17 protein-coding genes are annotated in these 20,630 nt (G+C 33.8%); 3 read left to right on the forward strand and 14 right to left on the reverse strand.

Annotation, left to right across the window (positions count from 1 at the left end; translation table 11 throughout):
- Positions 1–101: 101 nt before the first annotated feature.
- A complete protein-coding gene (locus R9X47_RS07290) occupies positions 102–1,400 on the reverse strand; it encodes an esterase/lipase family protein (RefSeq protein WP_432666104.1) in 1,299 nt (432 codons plus the stop codon).
- 799 nt (positions 1,401–2,199) lie between these two features.
- Between R9X47_RS07290 and R9X47_RS07295 the strand changes: the two genes are divergently transcribed.
- Positions 2,200–3,078, forward strand: a complete 879-nt coding sequence (locus R9X47_RS07295; RefSeq protein ID WP_432666105.1) for a DMT family transporter — start codon at positions 2,200–2,202, stop codon at positions 3,076–3,078.
- A gap of 225 nt (positions 3,079–3,303) precedes the next feature.
- Here the strand turns inward: R9X47_RS07295 and R9X47_RS07300 are convergent, their stop codons facing one another.
- The 5 genes from R9X47_RS07300 to R9X47_RS07320 all read right to left on the reverse strand — a co-directional run bounded on the left by R9X47_RS07300 (position 3,304) and on the right by R9X47_RS07320 (position 8,332).
- Positions 3,304–4,221 carry a pseudouridine-5'-phosphate glycosidase gene (locus R9X47_RS07300; protein ID WP_432666106.1) on the reverse strand — a complete coding sequence of 306 codons (918 nt, stop codon included), beginning with the start codon at positions 4,219–4,221 and terminating at the stop codon, positions 3,304–3,306.
- Complete coding sequence (locus R9X47_RS07305) at positions 4,221–5,309, reverse strand: PfkB family carbohydrate kinase (RefSeq protein WP_432666107.1); 1,089 nt, start codon at positions 5,307–5,309, stop codon at positions 4,221–4,223. The genes R9X47_RS07300 and R9X47_RS07305 overlap by 1 nt, the downstream gene beginning before the upstream one ends.
- Before the next feature lie 106 nt (positions 5,310–5,415).
- The gene (locus tag R9X47_RS07310) at positions 5,416–5,703 is read right to left on the reverse strand and encodes a hypothetical protein (protein ID WP_432666109.1); all 288 of its coding nucleotides are present in this window, start codon (positions 5,701–5,703) and stop codon (positions 5,416–5,418) included.
- 231 nt (positions 5,704–5,934) lie between these two features.
- Positions 5,935–7,209, reverse strand: a complete 1,275-nt coding sequence (gene larA / locus R9X47_RS07315) for a nickel-dependent lactate racemase (protein ID WP_432666110.1) — start codon at positions 7,207–7,209, stop codon at positions 5,935–5,937.
- Positions 7,210–7,624: 415 nt separating this feature from the next.
- On the reverse strand, positions 7,625–8,332 hold the full coding sequence (locus R9X47_RS07320; protein WP_432666111.1) for a FadR/GntR family transcriptional regulator: 708 nt from the start codon (positions 8,330–8,332) through the stop codon (positions 7,625–7,627).
- Between the two features lie 431 nt (positions 8,333–8,763).
- Here R9X47_RS07320 and R9X47_RS07325 point away from each other — a divergent pair, with 431 nt between their 5' ends.
- Positions 8,764–9,054 (forward strand): hypothetical protein, encoded by a 291-nt coding sequence (locus R9X47_RS07325; RefSeq protein WP_432666112.1) that lies wholly within the window; start codon positions 8,764–8,766, stop codon positions 9,052–9,054.
- Between the two features lie 6 nt (positions 9,055–9,060).
- Here the strand turns inward: R9X47_RS07325 and cysQ are convergent, their stop codons facing one another.
- Complete coding sequence (gene cysQ / locus R9X47_RS07330; protein ID WP_432666113.1) at positions 9,061–9,837, reverse strand: 3'(2'),5'-bisphosphate nucleotidase CysQ; 777 nt, start codon at positions 9,835–9,837, stop codon at positions 9,061–9,063.
- A gap of 135 nt (positions 9,838–9,972) precedes the next feature.
- On the opposite strand from cysQ, the gene R9X47_RS07335 reads away from it, so the two are divergent.
- Complete coding sequence (locus tag R9X47_RS07335) at positions 9,973–10,524, forward strand: ribonuclease H-like YkuK family protein (protein ID WP_432666114.1); 552 nt, start codon at positions 9,973–9,975, stop codon at positions 10,522–10,524.
- Between the two features lie 4 nt (positions 10,525–10,528).
- On the opposite strand, the gene R9X47_RS07340 is transcribed toward R9X47_RS07335, so the two are convergent.
- The 7 genes from R9X47_RS07340 to R9X47_RS07370 all read right to left on the reverse strand — a co-directional run bounded on the left by R9X47_RS07340 (position 10,529) and on the right by R9X47_RS07370 (position 20,615).
- Positions 10,529–14,068, reverse strand: a complete 3,540-nt coding sequence (locus tag R9X47_RS07340; RefSeq protein WP_432666116.1) for an SbcC/MukB-like Walker B domain-containing protein — start codon at positions 14,066–14,068, stop codon at positions 10,529–10,531.
- Between the two features lie 330 nt (positions 14,069–14,398).
- Positions 14,399–15,376 carry a lipoate--protein ligase gene (locus tag R9X47_RS07345; protein WP_432667598.1) on the reverse strand — a complete coding sequence of 326 codons (978 nt, stop codon included), beginning with the start codon at positions 15,374–15,376 and terminating at the stop codon, positions 14,399–14,401.
- 1 nt (position 15,377) lies between these two features.
- Positions 15,378–17,096, reverse strand: coding sequence for a dihydrolipoyl dehydrogenase (gene lpdA / locus R9X47_RS07350; protein WP_432666117.1), 1,719 nt, complete (start codon positions 17,094–17,096; stop codon positions 15,378–15,380).
- Between the two features lie 58 nt (positions 17,097–17,154).
- Positions 17,155–17,508, reverse strand: a complete 354-nt coding sequence (locus R9X47_RS07355) for a carboxymuconolactone decarboxylase family protein (protein ID WP_432666118.1) — start codon at positions 17,506–17,508, stop codon at positions 17,155–17,157.
- A 212-nt stretch (positions 17,509–17,720) separates the two neighbouring features.
- A complete protein-coding gene (locus R9X47_RS07360) occupies positions 17,721–18,107 on the reverse strand; it encodes a MarR family winged helix-turn-helix transcriptional regulator (protein ID WP_432666120.1) in 387 nt (128 codons plus the stop codon).
- Between the two features lie 180 nt (positions 18,108–18,287).
- Positions 18,288–18,683, reverse strand: coding sequence for a response regulator (locus R9X47_RS07365; protein ID WP_432666121.1), 396 nt, complete (start codon positions 18,681–18,683; stop codon positions 18,288–18,290).
- Between the two features lie 30 nt (positions 18,684–18,713).
- Positions 18,714–20,615 carry a diguanylate cyclase domain-containing protein gene (locus R9X47_RS07370; RefSeq protein WP_432666122.1) on the reverse strand — a complete coding sequence of 634 codons (1,902 nt, stop codon included), beginning with the start codon at positions 20,613–20,615 and terminating at the stop codon, positions 18,714–18,716.
- Between the last annotated feature and the right edge of the window lie 15 nt (positions 20,616–20,630).

Here is a 20,630-nt window from a genome sequence, read left to right on the forward strand (position 1 = left end):
ATAATTATATCATGTTAGGGAATAATTATGTTGATTCCTATAGTTCTAACTAAAGTACACTCCTTTAGCCTTATTTACAAATTGGTTAGTGGTAGACAAGTTTATTTTGGAAGTGCACCCAGTAGTTCTGCAAGTTCTTTATACCAATCACTTGGTTTCCAAGGTGTTCCAATACCCACGATATCTAGATGGTCTGTTCGATTAAGAAGTCCCATATAGTTCCACTTTCCAATTATAGCTTCCCCATTATAGTCAACTATCTCATCATTTGATCCTATCGTAGCTCCATCCATTGAGTTTGTATTTACAACGCCATCATTCTGCCACCAGGTTTTATCTATAACTACCTTGCCAGGTTCGTCTCGTGTATATGCTCCCATATGTAATGTAAATGGAATAAGTAGTGGATTCATTCCTATTTCACCAACTTGTGTTCCTGTTACAAGACTCTCGCGGGTTGCCTCTGTAGCCCATGAAAAGTAATAAATATCGGACTGGGCTTTAACCCAACTATTTAATTCTTTAGCTCCATCGGGAGTAAGCTCCCACGCACTTATATCCTTTGTGTCTTCCCATATAGTACTATTCCATACACGATCGGCATATTCAATATAGAGTTCATCTGGCTTCATCTTTAAACCCCATTGATCTAATTTAAAATCATAAACAGGTTCATCAACAATTCCTGCTTGGGCTGCGACGAATGCAACAAGTTGTTGAGCAAATGGAATGGCCCCTGTTACAGCATCTGCCATGGTTGTTCCGTCATGCGGTGTAGATATAGTTGTAATACTATGTATCCATGATTTATTCCCTATAAAAAGTGGGGACAATTCGCCTGAATCTATAGCCTGCTGTATTGCTTCCGGTGATGGATTTTCTCCTACAACTGTAGTGATTTCATCCTGTGATCCCTCTTTCAGTAATTGAGCTAGTACACGTACTGTTTGCCCTCCCATACTGTGGGATATTAGATGAATTTTATTGACATCTTCTCCATTCACTTCACCCCAATCAGTATAAAGACCTGAAAACGTTCTCCCATACCTGTCATGCCCATACTTTTCAGAGTGTGCCTTACCATAATCTACTCTGCCACCTTTTATATATGCATATAGCTCACATGCACGATCCCAGTTACTAGAGTAGGGACCTACTACCCCAGTATGTGTTTTATAGTCATGGTCATTTAATATTTCTTCTAAGTCTTCGGTTAAGCCTCCCCAGTATTTTATACTAGGAACCTCATCTCTGCCCCATCCACCAAAACCGTGTACTAGTACAATAGGATATTCATTTTCTCTGGCGACTGCATTGGCATGAGCCATATTAGTAGTATTAGGTATAATTAAAAGCAATAACGCTAAGCAAATCGAAATAATCATTCTTCTCAATCTCATCTTTCCCACTCTCCTTAATTTTCTTCAGCAAATAATATTTCCACAATAATTTTGTAGCAAGCCTTTTTTATATTCTGATTTTTTACCGTATAATCATCCCCTCCTTTTTTCTAGTCTCAAAATAGCCTATCACCCCTTCTCTGAAAATTTTTCTAACTTCTTTGCTCCTATTCCTTATTCTTCTGTAGTTTTAAGCTGTTATGATATAAGCTAAAAATACATCAATCAAAGGTTGTCCGTCTAAGCAAGAAGGATTTTCAGTGGTTACTTCAGTTAATTGAACCTTAGAAATGGATATATATAGTTTTGAAATTATCAATGATTATTTAATATGAGATGTTACATTTTTCTAAGTGCTTGCTTATCAGCAGGTGTGGTATATTTGAAATGCGCTATATGTTAAAGGAATAAGTTTATGTAGAAGAGCTGTATATTATAGGTATAAATTGAAACTTGTAACGATTGATTTCTCTCATTTTAATCAGATTTTTCTTGGAAAAATAGCCTAAATAAAAAGCCGCGTTAATATCTCCTATTGTTTTATAGGCTTTATTAACACGACTCTCCAATTCTCATATCGTTATATTTTATTATCTAAATTATAACATTTTTTCTTTTATTTGTAAATAATCTTCTCTGCTTTAGCTTACACTTCCTAAAAGTCCATTTATTACTCTATATACTCTTTTCCTTTCGTTTATTTTAATATTTAAAGAGAATACATGATTTCAGTCTTATTATTTATCATCATTACTGCTATAATATAATATATATTTTTACCAAATATAGGGGTGTTGAAATGAAAAAAACTAATGCTAAGCTCATAGTTTTAATAGGAGTAATTTTTGTATCCTTTTCTTCAATAATTGCAAAATCTTCTCATGCACCGTCATTGATTATATCTGTATACAGGATGGGATTCACAGTTTTATTACTATTACCTTCAGCAATAAGTAAAAACATTGATGAAGTAAAAAAAATTGACATAAAAACCTTTAGCATTTGTGTCGTTAGTGGAATATTCTTAGCCTTACATTTTGCCACATGGATAGAATCTTTAAAATACACTTCTGTAGCAAGCTCTACAGTTTTAGTCAATACTCATCCGGTATTTATTGTACTTGGTAGTTTTATCATCTTGAAGGAAAGAATTTCAAGAAACACATTAATTTCTATCGCTATTGCACTAACTGGAAGCATCATAATATCTACTGGCGATTCTACACTTGGCAGCAATATTTTATATGGTGATATGCTCGCAATATTAGGTGCCTTCTTTGTGGCAGGTTATATGTTAATTGGGAGAATAGTTAGACAAAGGCTTTCTTTGACAGCATACACCTTTATAGTTTATACAAGTAGTACTATTACATTGATTCTATTTTCAATTTTTACAAAGACGTCTCTCTATCCATATTCTCTTCAAGAAATGTTAAGATTTCTGATGCTTGCTATTTTCTGTACAATACTTGGCCATAGTATATTTAACTGGGCTCTTGAGTATTTAAAACCTACTTATATATCAACTGCTGTTCTTGGAGAGCCAGTATTCGCTAGCATTTGGGCGATAGTATTCTTCAAAGAAATACCTACGGCTTGGCAGCTTGTGGGAAGCTTGGTTATTATATTTGGTATATATAGATACACACGGATTCAGGAACCTAGAACAAGCTCTTAATAAACTATTTCTCTTTAAGGAGTGACTTTAATAAAATAGCACCGATTTCCCGGGAAATCGGTGCTATTTTTACTAATCTCTATTTCAGCCTAAAGCCCTCAAGTTCCTTATTAAGTTCAAATGCAAATCCTTTTAATTCTTCGGTATAGTTAGATAACAGTTCAATACTAGCAAGCTGCTGCTTTGTAGATTCACTCATTTCCTCAGTACCTGCCGCAACTTTCTCTAATATAATTCTGACAGTTTCACAGCTATCTTAGCTCCAACTCTTGCATTGTTGTACACTAGTTGGATATTAGATTCAAGACTTCTTCCTTCAGTTATATTTTTGATTTTTGAAAGTAGGAACGGAGTCGTTTCTTTTCCCTTTATACCTAATTCTTCAGCTTCATTCAATGCATCTTCTATGGCTTTATTTATGATTTCATAATCCATTTCAAATTCTTCTGGGATAGGATTACCAATAACCATTCCACCATCTAATCCTAAATCCCACTTAGATTTAATAGATACAGCTAAATCCTCTGGATTATCTACCTTATAATCTACCCCAAATCCGCTTTTTCTAGTATAGAAAGCCGGAAATTCTTCTGTTTCATATCCAACTACAGGCACACCATGGGTCTCAAGATATTCTAGTGTTAATCCTATATCTAGTATTGATTTAGCCCCTGCGCATACAACGGCTACATTTGTATTTGCAAGCTCCTTAAGGTCAGCAGATATGTCAAAGGTCTTCTCAGCACCTCTATGAACTCCACCAATTCCACCTGTTACAAACATCTTGATTCCTGCAAGGCTAGCTGCTATCATAGTTCCTGCAACTGTTGTAGCCCCATCCAATTTCTGCGCTACAACAAATGGAATATCTCTTCTACTCACCTTTGCAACATCCTTACTTGTTGCCATATGTTCAATTTCTTCAGTAGTCAACCCAACCTTTATCTTTCCATTAATGATTCCTATAGTTGCCGGTACGGCTCCATTTTCTCTAATTATTTCTTCAACCCTTAATGCAGTTTCAACATTTTTAGGATAAGGCATACCATGGGATATAATAGTTGATTCCAATGCAACAACTGCTTTCTTCTCCTTTAGAGCCTTTTCAACTTCTGGGTGTATTTCTAAATATTTTTTCATCATTATTCCATCTCCTTCATATTTTCTTCAATTTTCTTTATAGACATATTTGGATTAATGGTATCTTCATGACTAAGGGCAATTACTGAAGCCGCCATTGAGAATCTTGCACTTTTCCTGGCGTCAAAATTATTTAAATAACTATATACCAGTCCTGCAATAAATGCATCGCCAGCACCAGTTGCATTTACCATTTTAACTTCTCTGGCGGGAATATGGCCTATGTCTTTACTATCCCCATAGTATACTCCATTCTTCCCAAGACTGATAAATACTCTTTGAACTCCTAAATCTAAGAAATACCTTATAGCTTTTTTAGCATCTTCACTACAGTCTATCTTGATTCCACTAAGTTCCTCTGCTTCAATTTTATTTGGCTTTATTGTATGAAATGATCCAATAAAATCCTTTATCTTTCTTGACTTTGCCGTAGATACTGTATCTACAAAGAAATCTACATCCTTAAAGTTAGTAATTAGATATTCGATTACTTCTTTCTTAATATTAGTATCTACAACTACACAACTGGAGTTCTTGATGACTAGAGACTTCTTTCTAATGAATTCTATATCTATTTCATCAATAACTTCCATATGGGCTATTGCAACCTTCATGTCACCCTTTTCATCCAACACTGAAAGATATGTTGAAGAAGGTTTATTCTTTAGCACCAAAGAATTTTCCATATTAATTCCAGACAGTTCACATTCGTCTAATATCTTCTTTCCATATAGGTCTGTACCCATGGCAGTTATAAGCTTAGTCTCTATATCCATCTTGGATAGATTTTCAGATATATTTCTTCCAACGCCACCTAATGATATTTTAACTTTACCAGGATTGGAATCTCCAAGATTAAGGATCTCCTTTGGAAATCCTATGATGTCTATATTTGCTCCTCCAATTACAGTTACATAGTCCCTATCCTTCAATATATAACCCTTTCCCTTTATGTGACCCTTTTTCACAAGGTTTGTTATATGGACTGCTACAGATGAACGTGCTATCCCTAGGGTATCGGCAATCTCTTGCTGTGAAATCATTGGATTTTTTCCTATCATATCTAATATTTCTTTTTCTCTATCAGTCAATTTATTCACCCATCTTCTACTTTTATAAACTTTTGTTTATAGTCTAAGCTTATGTTTATTATATTATCATCATTTTTGACTTTAATCAAGACCTAATAATAAAATCTTATTTATTTTCATCAGCCTGGCTTTTTTCTTCAAGTTCCTTCAATCGCTTTTTTATCTCTTTAACTTCATTCTCAAGCCAGAGATTCTCAAACTCTACTTGCATCAAGGCGAGGAAAAGAAAGGTCATAATTAGTTGGCTAAAGGATACTGCTGGTTTACCATCTATCCAGCTATATATAAGGAAGAGTCCACCTAGTATAACTAGGGGTAATCCCAGCTTTTTTATTACAATAAGTAGCTCTCTTAATCCCTCTTTAGTTAATCCATTAAACCTTTTATAATTCATTCTTATACCTCCTAGTTTATCCCAGATTATGTATATTACTCTTTCTATAAATAGCTTAAAATTCCTCTAGAAATGACTTACAATAGTATCAAAAAATTAAAATACCGTCTTCCTAGAATGTTTTTAAAACACCATAGAAAAACGGTATATTTTTAATAGTATTCAAAAATCATCGCCCTCTAATTTTTTATTTATTCTGAACAGGTTGATGACTTTCTAAGTATATAATTTCTATTTCACTATTACAGAAACTCCATCTGGAATAACTGCTACCTTCGCATCTAATCCTTTTAATTTAAAGGCTTTATCCAGTGCCTCTTCAAAACTATAGGCATGTTCCATATGCATTGACTTTATCATTTCCGGGTCACACATATCCGTTACTAAAATAACTGTAAACTTAGATAGAATCCTAGCTAATATTTGAAATTCCCATTGATCTGGAATTGTTTCTTCTGCTGGAATTTTTAGCACTTTTTCAAGAACTTCTTCCGGTGAGCTTGCCTGTGCCATGTTATCATGAAATGACTGACCTCCGTGTCCATCGTTACATGCAGCAATCATAATTATTACTCCGTCCTCTATACATGTAGCCTCTGCCGCCGTCATCCCCTTTACAGCCTGATATATATTTTGATCAAGGGGATAGCCACCATTAGTACTTACTACAATATCTGCATTAATCTTATCAACCTTAGCTAGGCCTGTAACAAATTCGCATCCCTTTTCATGGGCCAACGCACTATCTCCAGCAAATGCGCCTATAACCTTTTTCTCACTGTCTATTACCACATTTAGTATAAAAGCTAGATTTGCTTTTTCAGCAGCATATAGCATATCTTTGTGTATTGGGTTATTTTCTAAAATCCCTGTTCTAGCAAAATCACTTGCAATAAATTTTGAGCAGTGATTTGCCAATACAGTCTTTGCCCCTGCTACTCCCGGTAATACACTTTTTCTACCACCGGAAAATCCTGCAAAGAAATGGGGTTCAATAAATCCCTCGGCAATTAGAACCTCTGTTTCCATAACAAGTTTGTTCAGCCATAGTTCTCCACCAGAAGGAAGGATTCCAACCTTCGTTAATGTATTATTTTCCTTTGAAAAATGCATAACAAAATTTTCGTTTTCTGCAACCTCTTTACCACATTTAAATATTAATTCTTCTCTTGTAGTCGGCCTATGATAACCCGTTGCAATTAGAATCTTTATATCTATTTTAGGATTTGCTTTTCTTATTCGTCTTAACATTATCGGTAAAGTAACATGACTAGGAACAGGTCTGGTATGATCACTTGTTATAATGACCATATTTTTCTTTCCAATAACCAATTCTTCAAGCTTTTTACCCCCGATAGGGTTGTCCAGTGCCAGACTCACAATTTCCTCCTGAGATAATTCAGTTACAAATTCATTTGCATTAGACTCTAATATCCCAACCAAATTCTTATCAGGAACTTCAATACTCCAATGTTCTTTTGAATAGGGAACCTCTACTTTCGCCATTCTACATCCTCCTTTTATAATATTAATCTTTAAGATAAGCCCTATTATATATTGGTGCTATGGTAATACCAGTTAATCAAAATAATAATTCAGAGATTTTCTCCTCCTTACTATTGCAACAATTTATTGAAATGATATTTACCTTAGCAATAAAACTGCTCTTTTATTTCCTGACAAAACGGCTATAGCGGTATTACCACCTTACCATTATATTATCTGAATTTTCATGATTTTTCAATATCTTTTTCTGTTAAGGCTCTCATTTATATTCACACTTATCTATATCTCCTACTAAAGTTCTTATTTTTAGCGGGATTTCTCTTCGAGAAATAAGTTCAATAAAAGAGACCATATTCTCAATAATAGTGAAAATATGGTCTCTGTCTTTCATATAATATAACGGCAAAATATGCTACTACCATTTATCATTCAATTCTTCAACTACATTATAAATGTATTCTATATGAGCCTTCATCGCCAATCCAGCTTTGTCCGGATCATTTTCAATAATTGCATCACAGATTAATTGATGTTGATTTACTAAGAATTCTTGACTCTTATTCGCCTTTAATATTTCCCATCTGGCATCCTTTATAAAGTCCTTCATAAGTGTCGATATTACATTAAAAAGGTTCATTATTAAGTGGTTTCCAGTGCACTTTGCAATCATAAAGTGCAGCTTTCTATCAAATTCCGAACTTTCCTTTTCATCCTTGGCATTTCTTAATTGATTCATTATTTCTATTAATTCTTCCTTCTGATCATCATTTATTTCCTTAGCTGCCAGTATAGCCCCTTCCACTTCAATAATTCTTCTTACTTCTAATATATCTTGTGGTCTGCCTCCGCTTAATATAAACATAACCGATAGAGGCTCAAAGATACTACTTTCCATTCTTCCCTTAATGAAATTTCCCTCTCCTTGTCGACTTTCAATCAGTCCTATTATCTCTAGGGCTCTTAGGGCTTCTCTTATAGACGTTCTACTAATTCCTAGCTGATTGCTTAAATCTCTTTCAGAGGGCAGCTTATCTCCCTTTTTAAGTTTTCCATCTAAGATCATTTCCTGTATTTGATCTATCACAAGCTGATATAGCTTTTTATTCTTTATTGGTGTAAACATAGATTTCCCTCTTTCAGATATTTTGTATAATTCTATATAGTACCTTATCCCAGATTATTCATAGAAAGTTTGCAGATAATCCGGGTTATATAACTATTTCTCTATTATTCTGAAATTTCCTTCATTTATATGTGAAAAATTTGTCGGATTTCATGAAAGCTTACTTTCATGTTTCTTCTTTTGTCCATTTCTTTTAATTCCTTTTCAAGCTTCTCATTAATAATCTGGATTAAAAAAATTTATTAATTTAATCAATTTATAACAAAATTTTCATACGTTTATAACATATATTATATTAAATAGAATTATAAAGCCTGTACATTTTGTAATTAAATATACTTTGTAATAGTAACTGTTTGGTGCCTTCAAAAATACTATGTTAATAGGAAGGGGTTATTGAAAACATCATAAATGAAAGAAGGTATGCTTATATGGATAGCATTATTATTAAGCCTTCCAGTGGTGGATTTTTAGTAATAAACCTTACTAAAGTCAACAAATATGGATTTGAAAAAGCGCACACCCATATTAAGAGCAAAATAATTGCAAAGACTATTAAGAGCAATGTACAACATGACAGATTTCCAAAGACACGAAATGAATATCTTCTAACTAGCCATATAAGGGTAAGCAGTAATGAAAATTATATAGAGAAAATTGAACAATTAATTAGTACTCGAAGAAATAAAGGAAGCCAGAAATATGTTAATGCTCAAAAATAACTCTCTCTATATCAGCTTATTTTCAATATTGTTTAAAATATAAAAACCCTTATGATTTAAAGTGTTTTCTCTGTTATAATTCATCGCAGTTCCATCTATTTGCTTAAATATGCCACCGGCTACTTCAACTATACATTGCATTGCAGCAGTATCCCATTCCTTAGTTGGACCAAAGCGATAGTACACTTCGGCATCTCCTTTAGCAATAAAACAACCCTTTAGTGAGCTGCCGGCTCTTTTAATGTCACTTATTTTATCTCTATTATTGTCAATGAGGTCCTTTAATCTATCTGTTGCATGTGATCTGCTAACCATCATCCTAATATTTTCTGTTCTATTAGAAACCGTAATTTCTACAGGGGTTGATTCTTTTTGATAATACGAACCAAGACCCTCTGCCCCATAGAATAACTCTTTTGTTGCTGGTATATATATTACTCCAAGCACTGATCTATTTTTATGGGATAGGGCAATATTAACAGTGAATTCTCCATTTTTTTTAATAAATTCCTTTGTACCATCTAAGGGGTCAACTATCCAGCACCAGTCATTGTTTAATCTCGATAGATCATCTTCACATTCTTCAGAAAGTATAGCATAATCGGGAAAATCACTTTTAAGTCTATCTACAATTATTTCATTTGCATTTTTATCGGCTATCGTTATAGGGGATTCATCTTCTTTATACTCTACATCAAAGGAATTTGAGTATATTTTCATTATAGCTTCACCAGCTTTTATAGCTAAATTCTTTGCAACATTTAATTCTTTAGCTAAATTCACATTATCATCCTCTCACTTAATATTTAGTTAACGTTTAAGCTTAACATTAACTTTGAGTTTTAGTTTTTTCAATGTCAATAGCAGTACTTAATCTTTTAGTTCAACTTAAATAATACTATTAAGGAGGCTGTATTTATGACTAATAACAATCCTTATTATTTAAATACAATGGTGTTTTCTAATTCAACTACAAACCATATGACCTTTGACGAAGCTTTTAACAGTATATTGTCCTTTGTTCAGAAAGACCCTGTTGCCCTTTATAAATTGGCTATTGGCACTGATTCCCATGTAAAGTCCTTCACCCGTTTTATATCGGCAATCCATGTTCATCGCATTGGTTTAGATGGTATAGGTAAAGGAGCATGGGGTTGTATAAAAGAATATATTATTCCGCGGAGAATAAGCAGTCTTAGAGAAAAGATTTCAATTGAAACTTCCCTCACCCAAGAACTGCTTTTTTTATTTGACTATAATAGAACTTCTCAGATAATTGATATATTAATTCCCCATGCTGACAAAGGTGCAAACTTCATTCTAGAGGCCCATATTGATATTGGTAGAAGAGGTGCCACTAGAGATCTCATCCAAGAAATGACAGGAAGGATTACTTGTATGGGCGTAGAGGCAAAAATCAAACCCGATTCCTATGCAGCCTCTTCCTATGCCGATAGATATACTAAGTAAAAACTTAGTTTTTCTCTATAGCTACCTTTGTCCCATGTAGTCCCGATTCAGATGGTGTCACTACTAATTTAATGGGAACTCTATTTTTGAGTTCATTAACATGGCTTATTATACCTACAGCCAGTTTTTCCTGATGTAGTTTTTCAAGTGAGGTCATTACCGTATCTAAAAGATGATTATCTAAGGTTCCAAATCCTTCATCGAGGAAAAAGAATTCTATTGAGGCATTACCCTTAAGCTGTATTTGACTAGAAAGAGATAGGGCTAATGCAAGGGATGTAAGAAAGGTTTCTCCACCAGATAGAGTATTACAGTCCCTTCGAACTCCACCATTATAATTGTCGCATATGATAAAGTTTCCCTTACTGTCTAGTTCGAGGCTATATCTCTTGTTAGTTATGTCCATCAGTCTTTTAGATGCTTCCTTAGCAATATATCTTAAATGACTCGTTGCAACATATTCAACAAATTTATTTCCTGAGACAAGCTTGAACATTTGATTTAGCATATCTGTAATGTGTTCAAGCTTCTTAATCTTTTCACTTATTTCCTTAACTCTTTCATAGTTTTCTTCCATTTCTCTTATTCTTTCTTTTTTCTTGCCTATTTCTTCTAGCAGTAATCCATGACTTTCTTTCTTATATTTCATATCCTCTTTAAATTTTATAAAGTCGGCTTCATCTAATGTATCACCCTTTAATTCATCTCTAATTCTAGTTATATTTCCACTTACCTTTTTTACCTCATCATCAAATACTTTTATTTCATCTTCTATTGACTTAAGTTCTTGCTTAGGAGCAATACTAGCGTTTACCTCATTAACATTATCAAATTTGTTTTCCTTTAAGGCATCCTCCAGATCCTTTTTAATATTGATTAAAGATGCTTCCAAAGCCTTATTTGTATCTTCCAGGCCTACTCTCTTTTCCTGCAATTTATTTAATAATGTCTTCTCTTCTTCTTTTAATTTTCTAAGAGCGTCTTCTTCGTTTATTATATTAATTTTCTTTTCCTGAATTTCCTTTAAATAAAGGCTAGGTTCTCTATCTCCCACAGTCTTTTTTATTTTCTCTGCATATTCATCAATGACAATACGTTTTTCCTTACCAGCTTCCTCTATTCTACTTCTCTCAAGCATGGCATTTTTAAGATTTTCACCTATTTTATCTCTTTCTATATCAATTTTTTTGACTTCGTTTCGCAGTCTCTTCAATTCTTCATCATGTTTTGACAATTCATGTTCCTTTTTTCTAACTTCTTCAATTGCCTTATCTACATCTTCAATGTTTAGTTCTTTCTTAGCTTGTTCGTAGGAACCATGGATTTCATCAAGTTTTTTAATTAATTCATCTCTTTTTTTGTTCTCTTCAGATAATCTTTCTTTATCTCTATTAGTACCTTCTAAGTAGCGAATATTTTGCTTTTCTAAGGTTATTTTCTCCTTTTCCTTAGCCTGTACTCTTTCAATTAATTCTTTTCTTTTAGATTCCCAGTTCTTAAATAATGTCTTTAAATTATGGATCTTTTCGACCATAGTTTTTATATCATTTTCCAAGGTAGTTACTTCATAATCTTTGAGCTTACCTAAACAAGTATCCAGTTCTTTCTTTACTTTCTCTTCTTCCTTAGATCCATTTTTTATATCTGTCTCTAGCTCGTATATTCCCTTTTCAATTTCTCTTTTATTTACTTCAAAGCCTTCTTTGATTTTTATGATCTTCTCTATTGTATCCCTAGGCATTGCCTTAGCAGTCTGTGGGTGATCTAAAGAGCCGCATACAGGACAAGGACTGTCTTCCTTAAGTTCTAGACTAAGAATTCCTGCTCTTTGGGCATTCTCCAGCTTAACAATCTCCAACTTGACATCCTCAAGCTTGTCTCCATTCTCTTTGTGTCTTTTCTTTAAATAGTCTAACTTAAGCCCAGCTTCTTTATTTTTATCTTGAATTATCCTTAATTCACTTTCAATTTCAACTTTCTTTTTAAGGTTATCCTTTGTTTCCTGTAGGTCTGATTTTAATTTATGTAGCTTAATTTCTTTCTCTAATATATAATCGTTATCCTTAGGAGGATTTGCTTCAAGGCTTCCAAGCTCATTCTTTAAGCCATTATATGTAGATTCTTTTTCTACAAGAGCTTTTCCTATTTCACTAATTTTTTCGTTACCTTCTATTATCCTTTTGTTTAAGCCTTCTATATTTCTTAAGCTTTCCTCCTTAGCCTTGTTTAATTCATCATAACTATTTTTTAGTTTCCAAGCCTTGTTCAGTTTTTCTCTATATTCAGGCGATACCTTTAAAAACTTGCATCTCTCTTCAAGTTCTTCTATTTTCTTATCATTATTTTCTCTATCAAGCTTAAGCTTTTCTAGTTTTTCCTCTGATTTTTTTATTACTTCACTGCACTTTTTAAACTTTTCTGCTAGTATAGCACGTTCCCTATTTAACTTATCAACGGCTTCCTTCAACTCTATTGCATTCTTTACATTAGCTTCCTTTTCTATTAATACAGGTAGTTCTTGATCCTTTTTAAGATATGCAGCTTCGTATTTTATTTTAGTTTCCTCTAATTTCTTACTAACATCCTCTAGCTTTGTCAGAATATCCTTTAGGATTTCCTTATTCTTTTTAATATCATGAAGAGTGTCATTATATCTATCAAGATAGGGCTTAACCCTTTCAGCATTTCTTCCTTTCTCCAATCTATCTCTAAGTCCTTCAATCTCCTCAGATCTATAATCTAGTTTTTCCTTCATCTTTAGATAGTTCTCAAGTTCAGTTTGTAATCCCCATATCTTATTAAGTTCCTCATATCTCTTTTCAATACGTTTTATTTCGTCCCTTAATTCACTTTCATCTTTTTCGATCTGAGATAGGATTTCTCTCTCGGCTTTAATACTTTCCTCGGTCACCCCATCAAACCTGTTAAGCTCTCCACTTAAAACCTGTAACTCTTCTTCCCTTTTCCTTTTATAGCTTCTTATCTTATCTACAAGGTTTCCTCCATATTTCTCCAAGCTCAGAATTCTTTCAAGCATGTTCCGTCTCTCACTACCTGCCAGTTTTAAGAACTCACTAAACTTTCCCTGTGGAAGGACTACAGACCTTGTAAAGTCTTGATGGTTAAGGCCAATTACATTTTTTACTTCCTCATCTATCTCAGAAATCTTATCTACAATCCTTATATTATTACCTTCAGAATCTAGAAGGGTTAATCTAGCAAAGTCTGTCTTAATTCCACCGTTCTTATTCTTCTTTATACTTCTTTCTATTCTATAGGCTTGTCTACCTAAGTTATTTCCACAATCAAACTCGTAGCTTAGAAACACCTTTTCCATATCTGTATTTATAAATTCCTTTGTTCCCCTTGCTATGGCATTATATCCATACAAAGCTATGGTTATAGCATCTAATATAGTGGATTTTCCACTTCCCGTCGGTCCAAATATACCAAATAATCCACCTTCTATAAGGGTTGAAAAATCAATCTCTTGTTCCTCAACAAAGCTGTTCAATCCTGATATCTTTAGTAGTTTAGGTCTCATCGTCTTTGGTGTTCACTTCCTTTCCGCAAGGATAATAAATCCTTATCGGTTTACTTTCTATCTATATTAATTATATGGAATTTTGTTTGATATTTCAAAAGGTTAATTTGGGAATAGGGGTTGTAGGGGATATAGTAGTAATAATAAGAAACCCCTCATTAAGTAAAAATAAGTGTCGGTAAGAAAAGATTGTAGTGCTCTAAGGCCTCCAAAACTCCAAAAATGAAATGACGTCGTACTACAGTGTTTTTACACTACAGTAGACCGACGTCATTGTTGACTGGTTACTATTGATTTCCTTGCGTGACCATATTCGAAAATCAAATATCATCACTTTATATATCTATCAAATAAACTAATAAGATCATCCCTTACCCTTGCATTCTTTATGATGTATTTAATAGCTCTATTTATTGTTTCTATCTTTACTTCTTTTCCTATTAGCTCTCTTTCTAATCCACTAAAATTTTCTAAAATAAGAGCATCGGTATTAAAGCTACATTCCTTAAATTTACCATCCGAAACATCATAGCTAAATTCTACAACTGCCCAATCAAATTTTTCTGTCAATGTTACTGAATAACTGGGACTCTGGGAATATGTCCAGTCCCATGATCTATTCTTTGTAACCTCATCTCTTATACTATCCATTGGTATATTAAGCTCTTCCACGGATTCTATAGTCCCATAGATTGATTCAAAGGAATTATATAGCGACTTTTTTATGGTCTCAATCGTTATGTCTGGATTTAATTCCGATAGATTTACAACCCTTGATTTTACCGATTGTATAGCCTTTGAATCAATTTTTATTGCCGATACGCTGAGATACCGTATCATTTTTTCAACATCTGCGTCCAATAGCAAAGTTCCATGGTGACAACTAGTACCTTCTTCAGAGTAGAAAGCATTACCTGAAAATTTTTTTCCATCTATAACAATGTCGTTTCTACCACTATACTCGGCCTTTAATCCAAAGGGCTTCAGAGCTTCTATAATTACTTGTAGTTGTTTGTTTACATCGTAATTCTCTTCTCCTGTAATAAATGAAAAGTTCAAATTTCCTAGGTCATGATATACTGCTCCACCACCGGAACACCTTCTAACAAGTGAAACATTATTAACCTTTATTTCCTCTAGATTACACTCCTGATAGGGATTTTGATTTCTACCTATTACTATTGTGTTTTCATTTTGCCAAAGTAGCAATATAACTTCATTGCAATTAGCATTTTTAATAAGATATGTCTCAATAGCTAAATTAACGGCCGGATCCTTTGACGATGTTAGATATATCATAGGAATCACTTTACCCAAAATGAATACCTCTATTCTTTAACATTAGTAAAGATTCATGTATTCCTTCCGACAGGGTTGGATGTGCATAAATTACTTGAATTGCATCATCTATCTTCACTTTATGTTGTATTAGATTCGAAATAGTTGCTATCATGTCGGTTCCATGTTCTCCAACAATAACTCCACCTAAAAGAATATCTTGTTCTGCATCTGCAATCAATTTAATGAAACCATCTGTCGCATTCATTACTAGTGCTTTTCCACTAGCCATCAATGGAAACTTAGCTACATTAATAGCTATATTTTTTGCAGCCGCTTCCCTTTCGGTCATACCGATATGTCCAATCTCCGGACTTGTAAATATAGCACTTGGTACTAGATCATAATGGGCTTTTGCTTTGCTTCCCTTTATGTGCTCTACTGCAATTAGCCCTTGATGAGAAGCTACGTGGGCAAGTTGAACAATATTTGTAACATCGCCTATTGCATAAATAGAAGGCGATGAAGTTTGCATGTATTCATTAACTGCTATACCATTTTCTTTTTCGTTTAAGGCTACCTTCAATTTATCTAATTCTATACTATCTAGATTTGCGTTTCTTCCAACGGCCATTAAAACCTTATCACTACTAATATAATATTCTTTATCATCCTTATTAAAGGTTGTTATTAACTGACCATCTACAGTTTCTTGTATTCTGTTGACACAAGCACTTTCAAAAATTTTAATTCCTTTTTCATTAGCAATAGATGATATGTGTTCTATAACATCACCATCTAATATAGACAAGATTTCAGATGCATACTCGACTACCGTTACTTCTGAGCCAAGTGACCTATATATAAATGCTAACTCCATTCCAATTACACCGCCACCTATTACAGTCAACCTCTTTGGAATTTCTGTTAGTGAGAGCATTTCTTTACTTGTTAGGACATTTGGTAGGTCTGCTCCTTCTATTGACAAGGTACTAGCAGATGAACCAAGGGCTAATATTATATTTTTTGCTTTAATAGTTGCATCGATTTTTTTAGTTTTAACACTGATTGTTTCCTCATCAACTGCAACGGCATTACCTTCAATAACTCTAATATTGTTAGCTTCCATTAACTGACTAATTCCCGATACTAAGGTCTCTACAACCTGATCTTTTCTCTCAATGATTTCACCTAAAGATACTTTATAATCTTCTACATGGATTCCAAATACTTCAGCACTTTTTATATTTTCAAGGATATGAGAACTTTCGGCCATTGATTTTGTGGGGATACAGCCGTAGTTTAGACATGTACCACCTAGGCGATTTTTTTCAATCAAAACTGTACTTAGACCTAACTGAGCACCTCTAATCGCAGCCACATAACCACCTGGACCACCACCTATTACTAGCAAATCACATACAACCTCTTCCTTTTTGGGTTTCGCTATACCAAAGGAATACTTAGGTTTCTTAGAGTTTACTTTGTCGGTCTTGTCCTTGTTATCTAACCTTTCCCCTTCAACGAAGCCAACTACATCTTTCTTCGAAACAGTCTGTCCCTCTTCTATATTTAGCTCCATTAAAGTACCATTCGCATCGGCAGTAAAGTTTAAATTTCCTTTCCCCGATTCTAGAGTAAATAATATATCTCCAGCTTTAACCTCGTCTCCGACCCTTTTGGAGATTTTTCCTACTTTAGCCTTTGTATCATGTCCAGATAGTTTCTCGATAATCAATTCACACTTCATACTATCCCACCTTTAAAAAAAGGGCCATAGGCAATGACTACCTAAGCCCCTCTAGTCTTTATTGAAAATCCTTTTCAAATTCATCTAAACAATCTTTTAATAATGTTACTGAGTAAGCCATTGCTGGACCTCCACCAAATGCTACCGACACCATCGCTGATTCAATAATTTCTTCTCTTGTTGCTCCCGCTTCAAGAGCCTTATATGTATGATATACGATACAATACTCACATCTGTTGTAACAACCGATTGCTACACTAATTAACTCTTTAGTCTTATAGTCCACAGCATTAGGTTCATAGGATGCTCCAAGTAATCCCATAAACGCTCCTACCTGCTCAGGATTTGTTTGTCCTAGATCCTCTAACCCTCCAACAAAACCATTTAACATCTCTCTTACATTGTACGCCATAAAAGCCCCTCCTTTTTGTTTGCCTATGCAATATTAAGTATAGCAAACATTTTTCTTTATTTCAATAAAATTTTAACAATATTCTTTCAAATTCTTGCTTTTATTTTTTTAATTTTAAATAATATCTTGTTGAAATAAAAAAATATCCTCAGTTTTGCAACCTTGAATGCAAAACCTGAGAATACTTTCTTAAAGTTCTATTTATGAAATTCTTACTCATAATCTTTAATGTTTCTTACCATAGTAAACACTACTTTTTCAAAAATCCTTAATTCTCCTTCTGTTAATCCTTCTATCAATTTATTGTTAAATTTATCTCCTTCAGGGATTAAAGCATCAATTTTAGTTTTTCCTTCTTCAGTTAATATGATATTGATGTTGCGCCTATCTTCTTTGTTTCTTATACGCTTAATCATATTATCTCGCTCAAGTCTATCAAGTAATCTACCAACGCTGGAATCTTTAACGAACATAAGCTTTGATAATTCTCTCTGAGTTATATTTTGATTAGCATTTATATAGTAAAGAGCAATCCATTGAATTCTCGTTATACCACTTTTTTTAAGCCTTCGACCGAAGGCATCCGAAATTTCTTTCATAGAATTTTCAGTTATATGACCCACTCACCTATCTAAATCAAAATACATGCAATTCCTCCTCTACACATATAATCTATAGTTAAGTATAAGCCATCTTTCTAAATAATTCAAATAGATAGATTTAGGATAATCATAAAATATGCTTTAATGTAATTAAACATTTACAAATAAACTTAAACTCTATTGAACAGTAACTAAGGCCCTCTTAATCTGCTCAATAAGCTCATGACCGTCCCATGGTTTTTGTATTATGCAGTAAAGATTAGCGGTCTCCTTTGCTTTCTCAAGTGCAGCGTTATCAGCATATCCTGTTAGGATTATTTTAATTGTCTTCGGCCACTTTTGGTGAACTTCTCTTAGAAATTCATCGCCCTTAACATCTGGCATCAGCCAGTCGGAAATCACAAGAATAAGTGTACAACCGTCTTCAATTAACTCATCGATTACTTCCCATGCTTCTTCAACACTTTCGGCTGCTTCATAAATAAATTCACTACCAAAAGATCTCTCAAATTGTGCACATAGACTGTCTAGAACTATTTTTTCATCATCTACGCATAGTATGGCTTTACGCACTTATATTCATTCCTTTCTGTGTCTCTACTTCTATTCTTCTAACATATCTACAAAACAATCTACTAGCTTGGGGTCAAATTGTATACCAGCAAATTTTCTTAACTCATATTTGGCTTCATCATGGGATTTAGCTTCACAGTATGGACGAGTATCTGTCATAACAACGTATGCATCGATGATATTTATAATCCGGCATTCTAAAGGAATTTTTTCTTCCTTGAGGCCTACTGGATATCCATTTCCATCCCACCACTCGTGATGCTTTGCTATCAAATCAGAAATATGTACTATATCGGGTATGGATTTAGCGATACGATATCCTATTTCGCAATGTTTCTGAATTTGAGTAAATTCTTCTGGGGTTAAATCATCGGGCTTAAATATGATACTCCTATGAATCCCTACCTTCCCTATATCATGGAACTCTGCCAATAGCACCAATTGTTTTATTCTATTTTCGCAAAGACCTATTCGTTGTCCAAATCGTGCTGCTAATAGCTTTAAACGTTCAGCATGGCCGCTGGCAAAGAAGTCCCTTTCTTTTAAATTATCTATAAGATTTTCAATAATTGTCTTTCGAATATTAGAGCTCTTTAATATTTTATCATGATACATATTAGCGTCAGCTTCTTTAAAAACATCTTCAATAGAGTTTGAAGTTTGTTTCTTTTCAGCATATCCTACAGAAATACTTAAAATATACTCTGGATTTGATGAGTTATGGTTTCTCATGGCTTCTTTAATTCTAGTGTTTATATCGGCAAGTACTGATATATCAGCGTTTGTCAATAATATAGCAAATTCATCTCCACCGATTCTAGCCAACATATCACTTGGTCTAATACAATTCTTAATGATACTGCCGGCCTTTTTAATCAAATCATCTCCAGCTTGATGACCTAATGTATCATTTATTAGTTTAAGCGCATCTATATCACATACCATTACACCTGCCCACGAATCTCGTAGGCTGCCTATCCTCTTCATCTCCTGTTCAAAATAGGCACGATTATAAAGTCCTGTAAGAGCATCATGCAAACTAAGATATCGTAGCTGTTCTTCTGTCTGCTTCCGCTGGGAAATATCATTAAATATAAGACATATACCAAATTGTTCATTTTCTGCCATTATTGGATAACCGGTTACCGATACGTCTATCAAACTACCATCCTTGCGTTTTCTAACGGATTCAAATCTCATGGTACTTCCACAAAGAATAGAATTTAAAGAATGGTACTCTTTGTTCATATAGTCATCGGGAACAAGCAGTTCATTAATATTTTGATTCTTAACATCATCTATGGAATATAGAAACAAGTCCTCAAAGGCATCATTTATATTGGTAATCTGGAATTCATTATCTAATATAGCAATCCCTTCAGGAGAATTGGCAAAGAGCTGCTCAAAGAAAGCCTTCTGTATATGTAACTCCCTTGTGCGCTCATAAACCATCTTTTCCAAGTTTGTATTCATTTCCTTCAGCTTTTGATACATATTTTGCAGATTAATATTTTGTTCTATTAATTTTTGCTCCTGCATATAGCTTTTTGCTGCCTCTTTTATAGTTAAGGTAACATCGGCTTTTTCCCATGGCTTTCCGATATAACGATAAAGGTTTGCATGATTTATTGCGTTTATTATAGATTCATCGTTACCTTGGCCTGTTAACATAATCTTCACTGTTGTTGGGGATAGCTTATGTACTGCAATTAGAAATTCATCTCCACTCATTTCCGGCATGACTTGGTCAGAGATCACCACAGCAATCCTATGGTTCTGTTCTAAATACTCCTCAATAATTTCAAGGCCTTCAACGCCGCTTTCGGCAAATTCAAGTATATAGTGTTGCTCTAGTTCTCTTCCAAGCTGTCGTTCTAAACTGTCTAAAACCATTTTTTCATCATCAACACATAGAATTACTGGTTTCTCCATAAAATCACCCTTTTG

This window comes from Wukongibacter baidiensis (assembly GCF_050888315.1).
GTDB lineage: Bacteria > Bacillota > Clostridia > Peptostreptococcales > Caminicellaceae > Wukongibacter > Wukongibacter baidiensis.

Bases quoted from the DNA above. Each gene is read 5' to 3' on its own strand.
- R9X47_RS07355 (WP_432666118.1), bottom strand. From the start codon at position 17,508: ATGGCGTACAATGTAAGAGAGATGTTAAATGGTTTTGTTGGAGGGTTA.
- R9X47_RS07300 (WP_432666106.1), bottom strand. From the start codon at position 4,221: ATGATGAAAAAATATTTAGAAATACACCCAGAAGTTGAAAAGGCTCTA.
- R9X47_RS07360 (WP_432666120.1), bottom strand. From the start codon at position 18,107: ATGAAAGAAATTTCGGATGCCTTCGGTCGAAGGCTTAAAAAAAGTGGT.
- R9X47_RS07320 (WP_432666111.1), bottom strand. From the start codon at position 8,332: ATGTTTACACCAATAAAGAATAAAAAGCTATATCAGCTTGTGATAGAT.
- larA (WP_432666110.1), bottom strand. From the start codon at position 7,209: ATGGCGAAAGTAGAGGTTCCCTATTCAAAAGAACATTGGAGTATTGAA.
- R9X47_RS07340 (WP_432666116.1), bottom strand. From the start codon at position 14,068: ATGAGACCTAAACTACTAAAGATATCAGGATTGAACAGCTTTGTTGAG.
- R9X47_RS07335 (WP_432666114.1), top strand. From the start codon at position 9,973: ATGACTAATAACAATCCTTATTATTTAAATACAATGGTGTTTTCTAAT.
- lpdA (WP_432666117.1), bottom strand. From the start codon at position 17,096: ATGAAGTGTGAATTGATTATCGAGAAACTATCTGGACATGATACAAAG.
- R9X47_RS07310 (WP_432666109.1), bottom strand. From the start codon at position 5,703: ATGAATTATAAAAGGTTTAATGGATTAACTAAAGAGGGATTAAGAGAG.
- R9X47_RS07290 (WP_432666104.1), bottom strand. From the start codon at position 1,400: ATGAGATTGAGAAGAATGATTATTTCGATTTGCTTAGCGTTATTGCTT.
- R9X47_RS07295 (WP_432666105.1), top strand. From the start codon at position 2,200: ATGAAAAAAACTAATGCTAAGCTCATAGTTTTAATAGGAGTAATTTTT.
- R9X47_RS07370 (WP_432666122.1), bottom strand. From the start codon at position 20,615: ATGGAGAAACCAGTAATTCTATGTGTTGATGATGAAAAAATGGTTTTA.
- R9X47_RS07325 (WP_432666112.1), top strand. From the start codon at position 8,764: ATGGATAGCATTATTATTAAGCCTTCCAGTGGTGGATTTTTAGTAATA.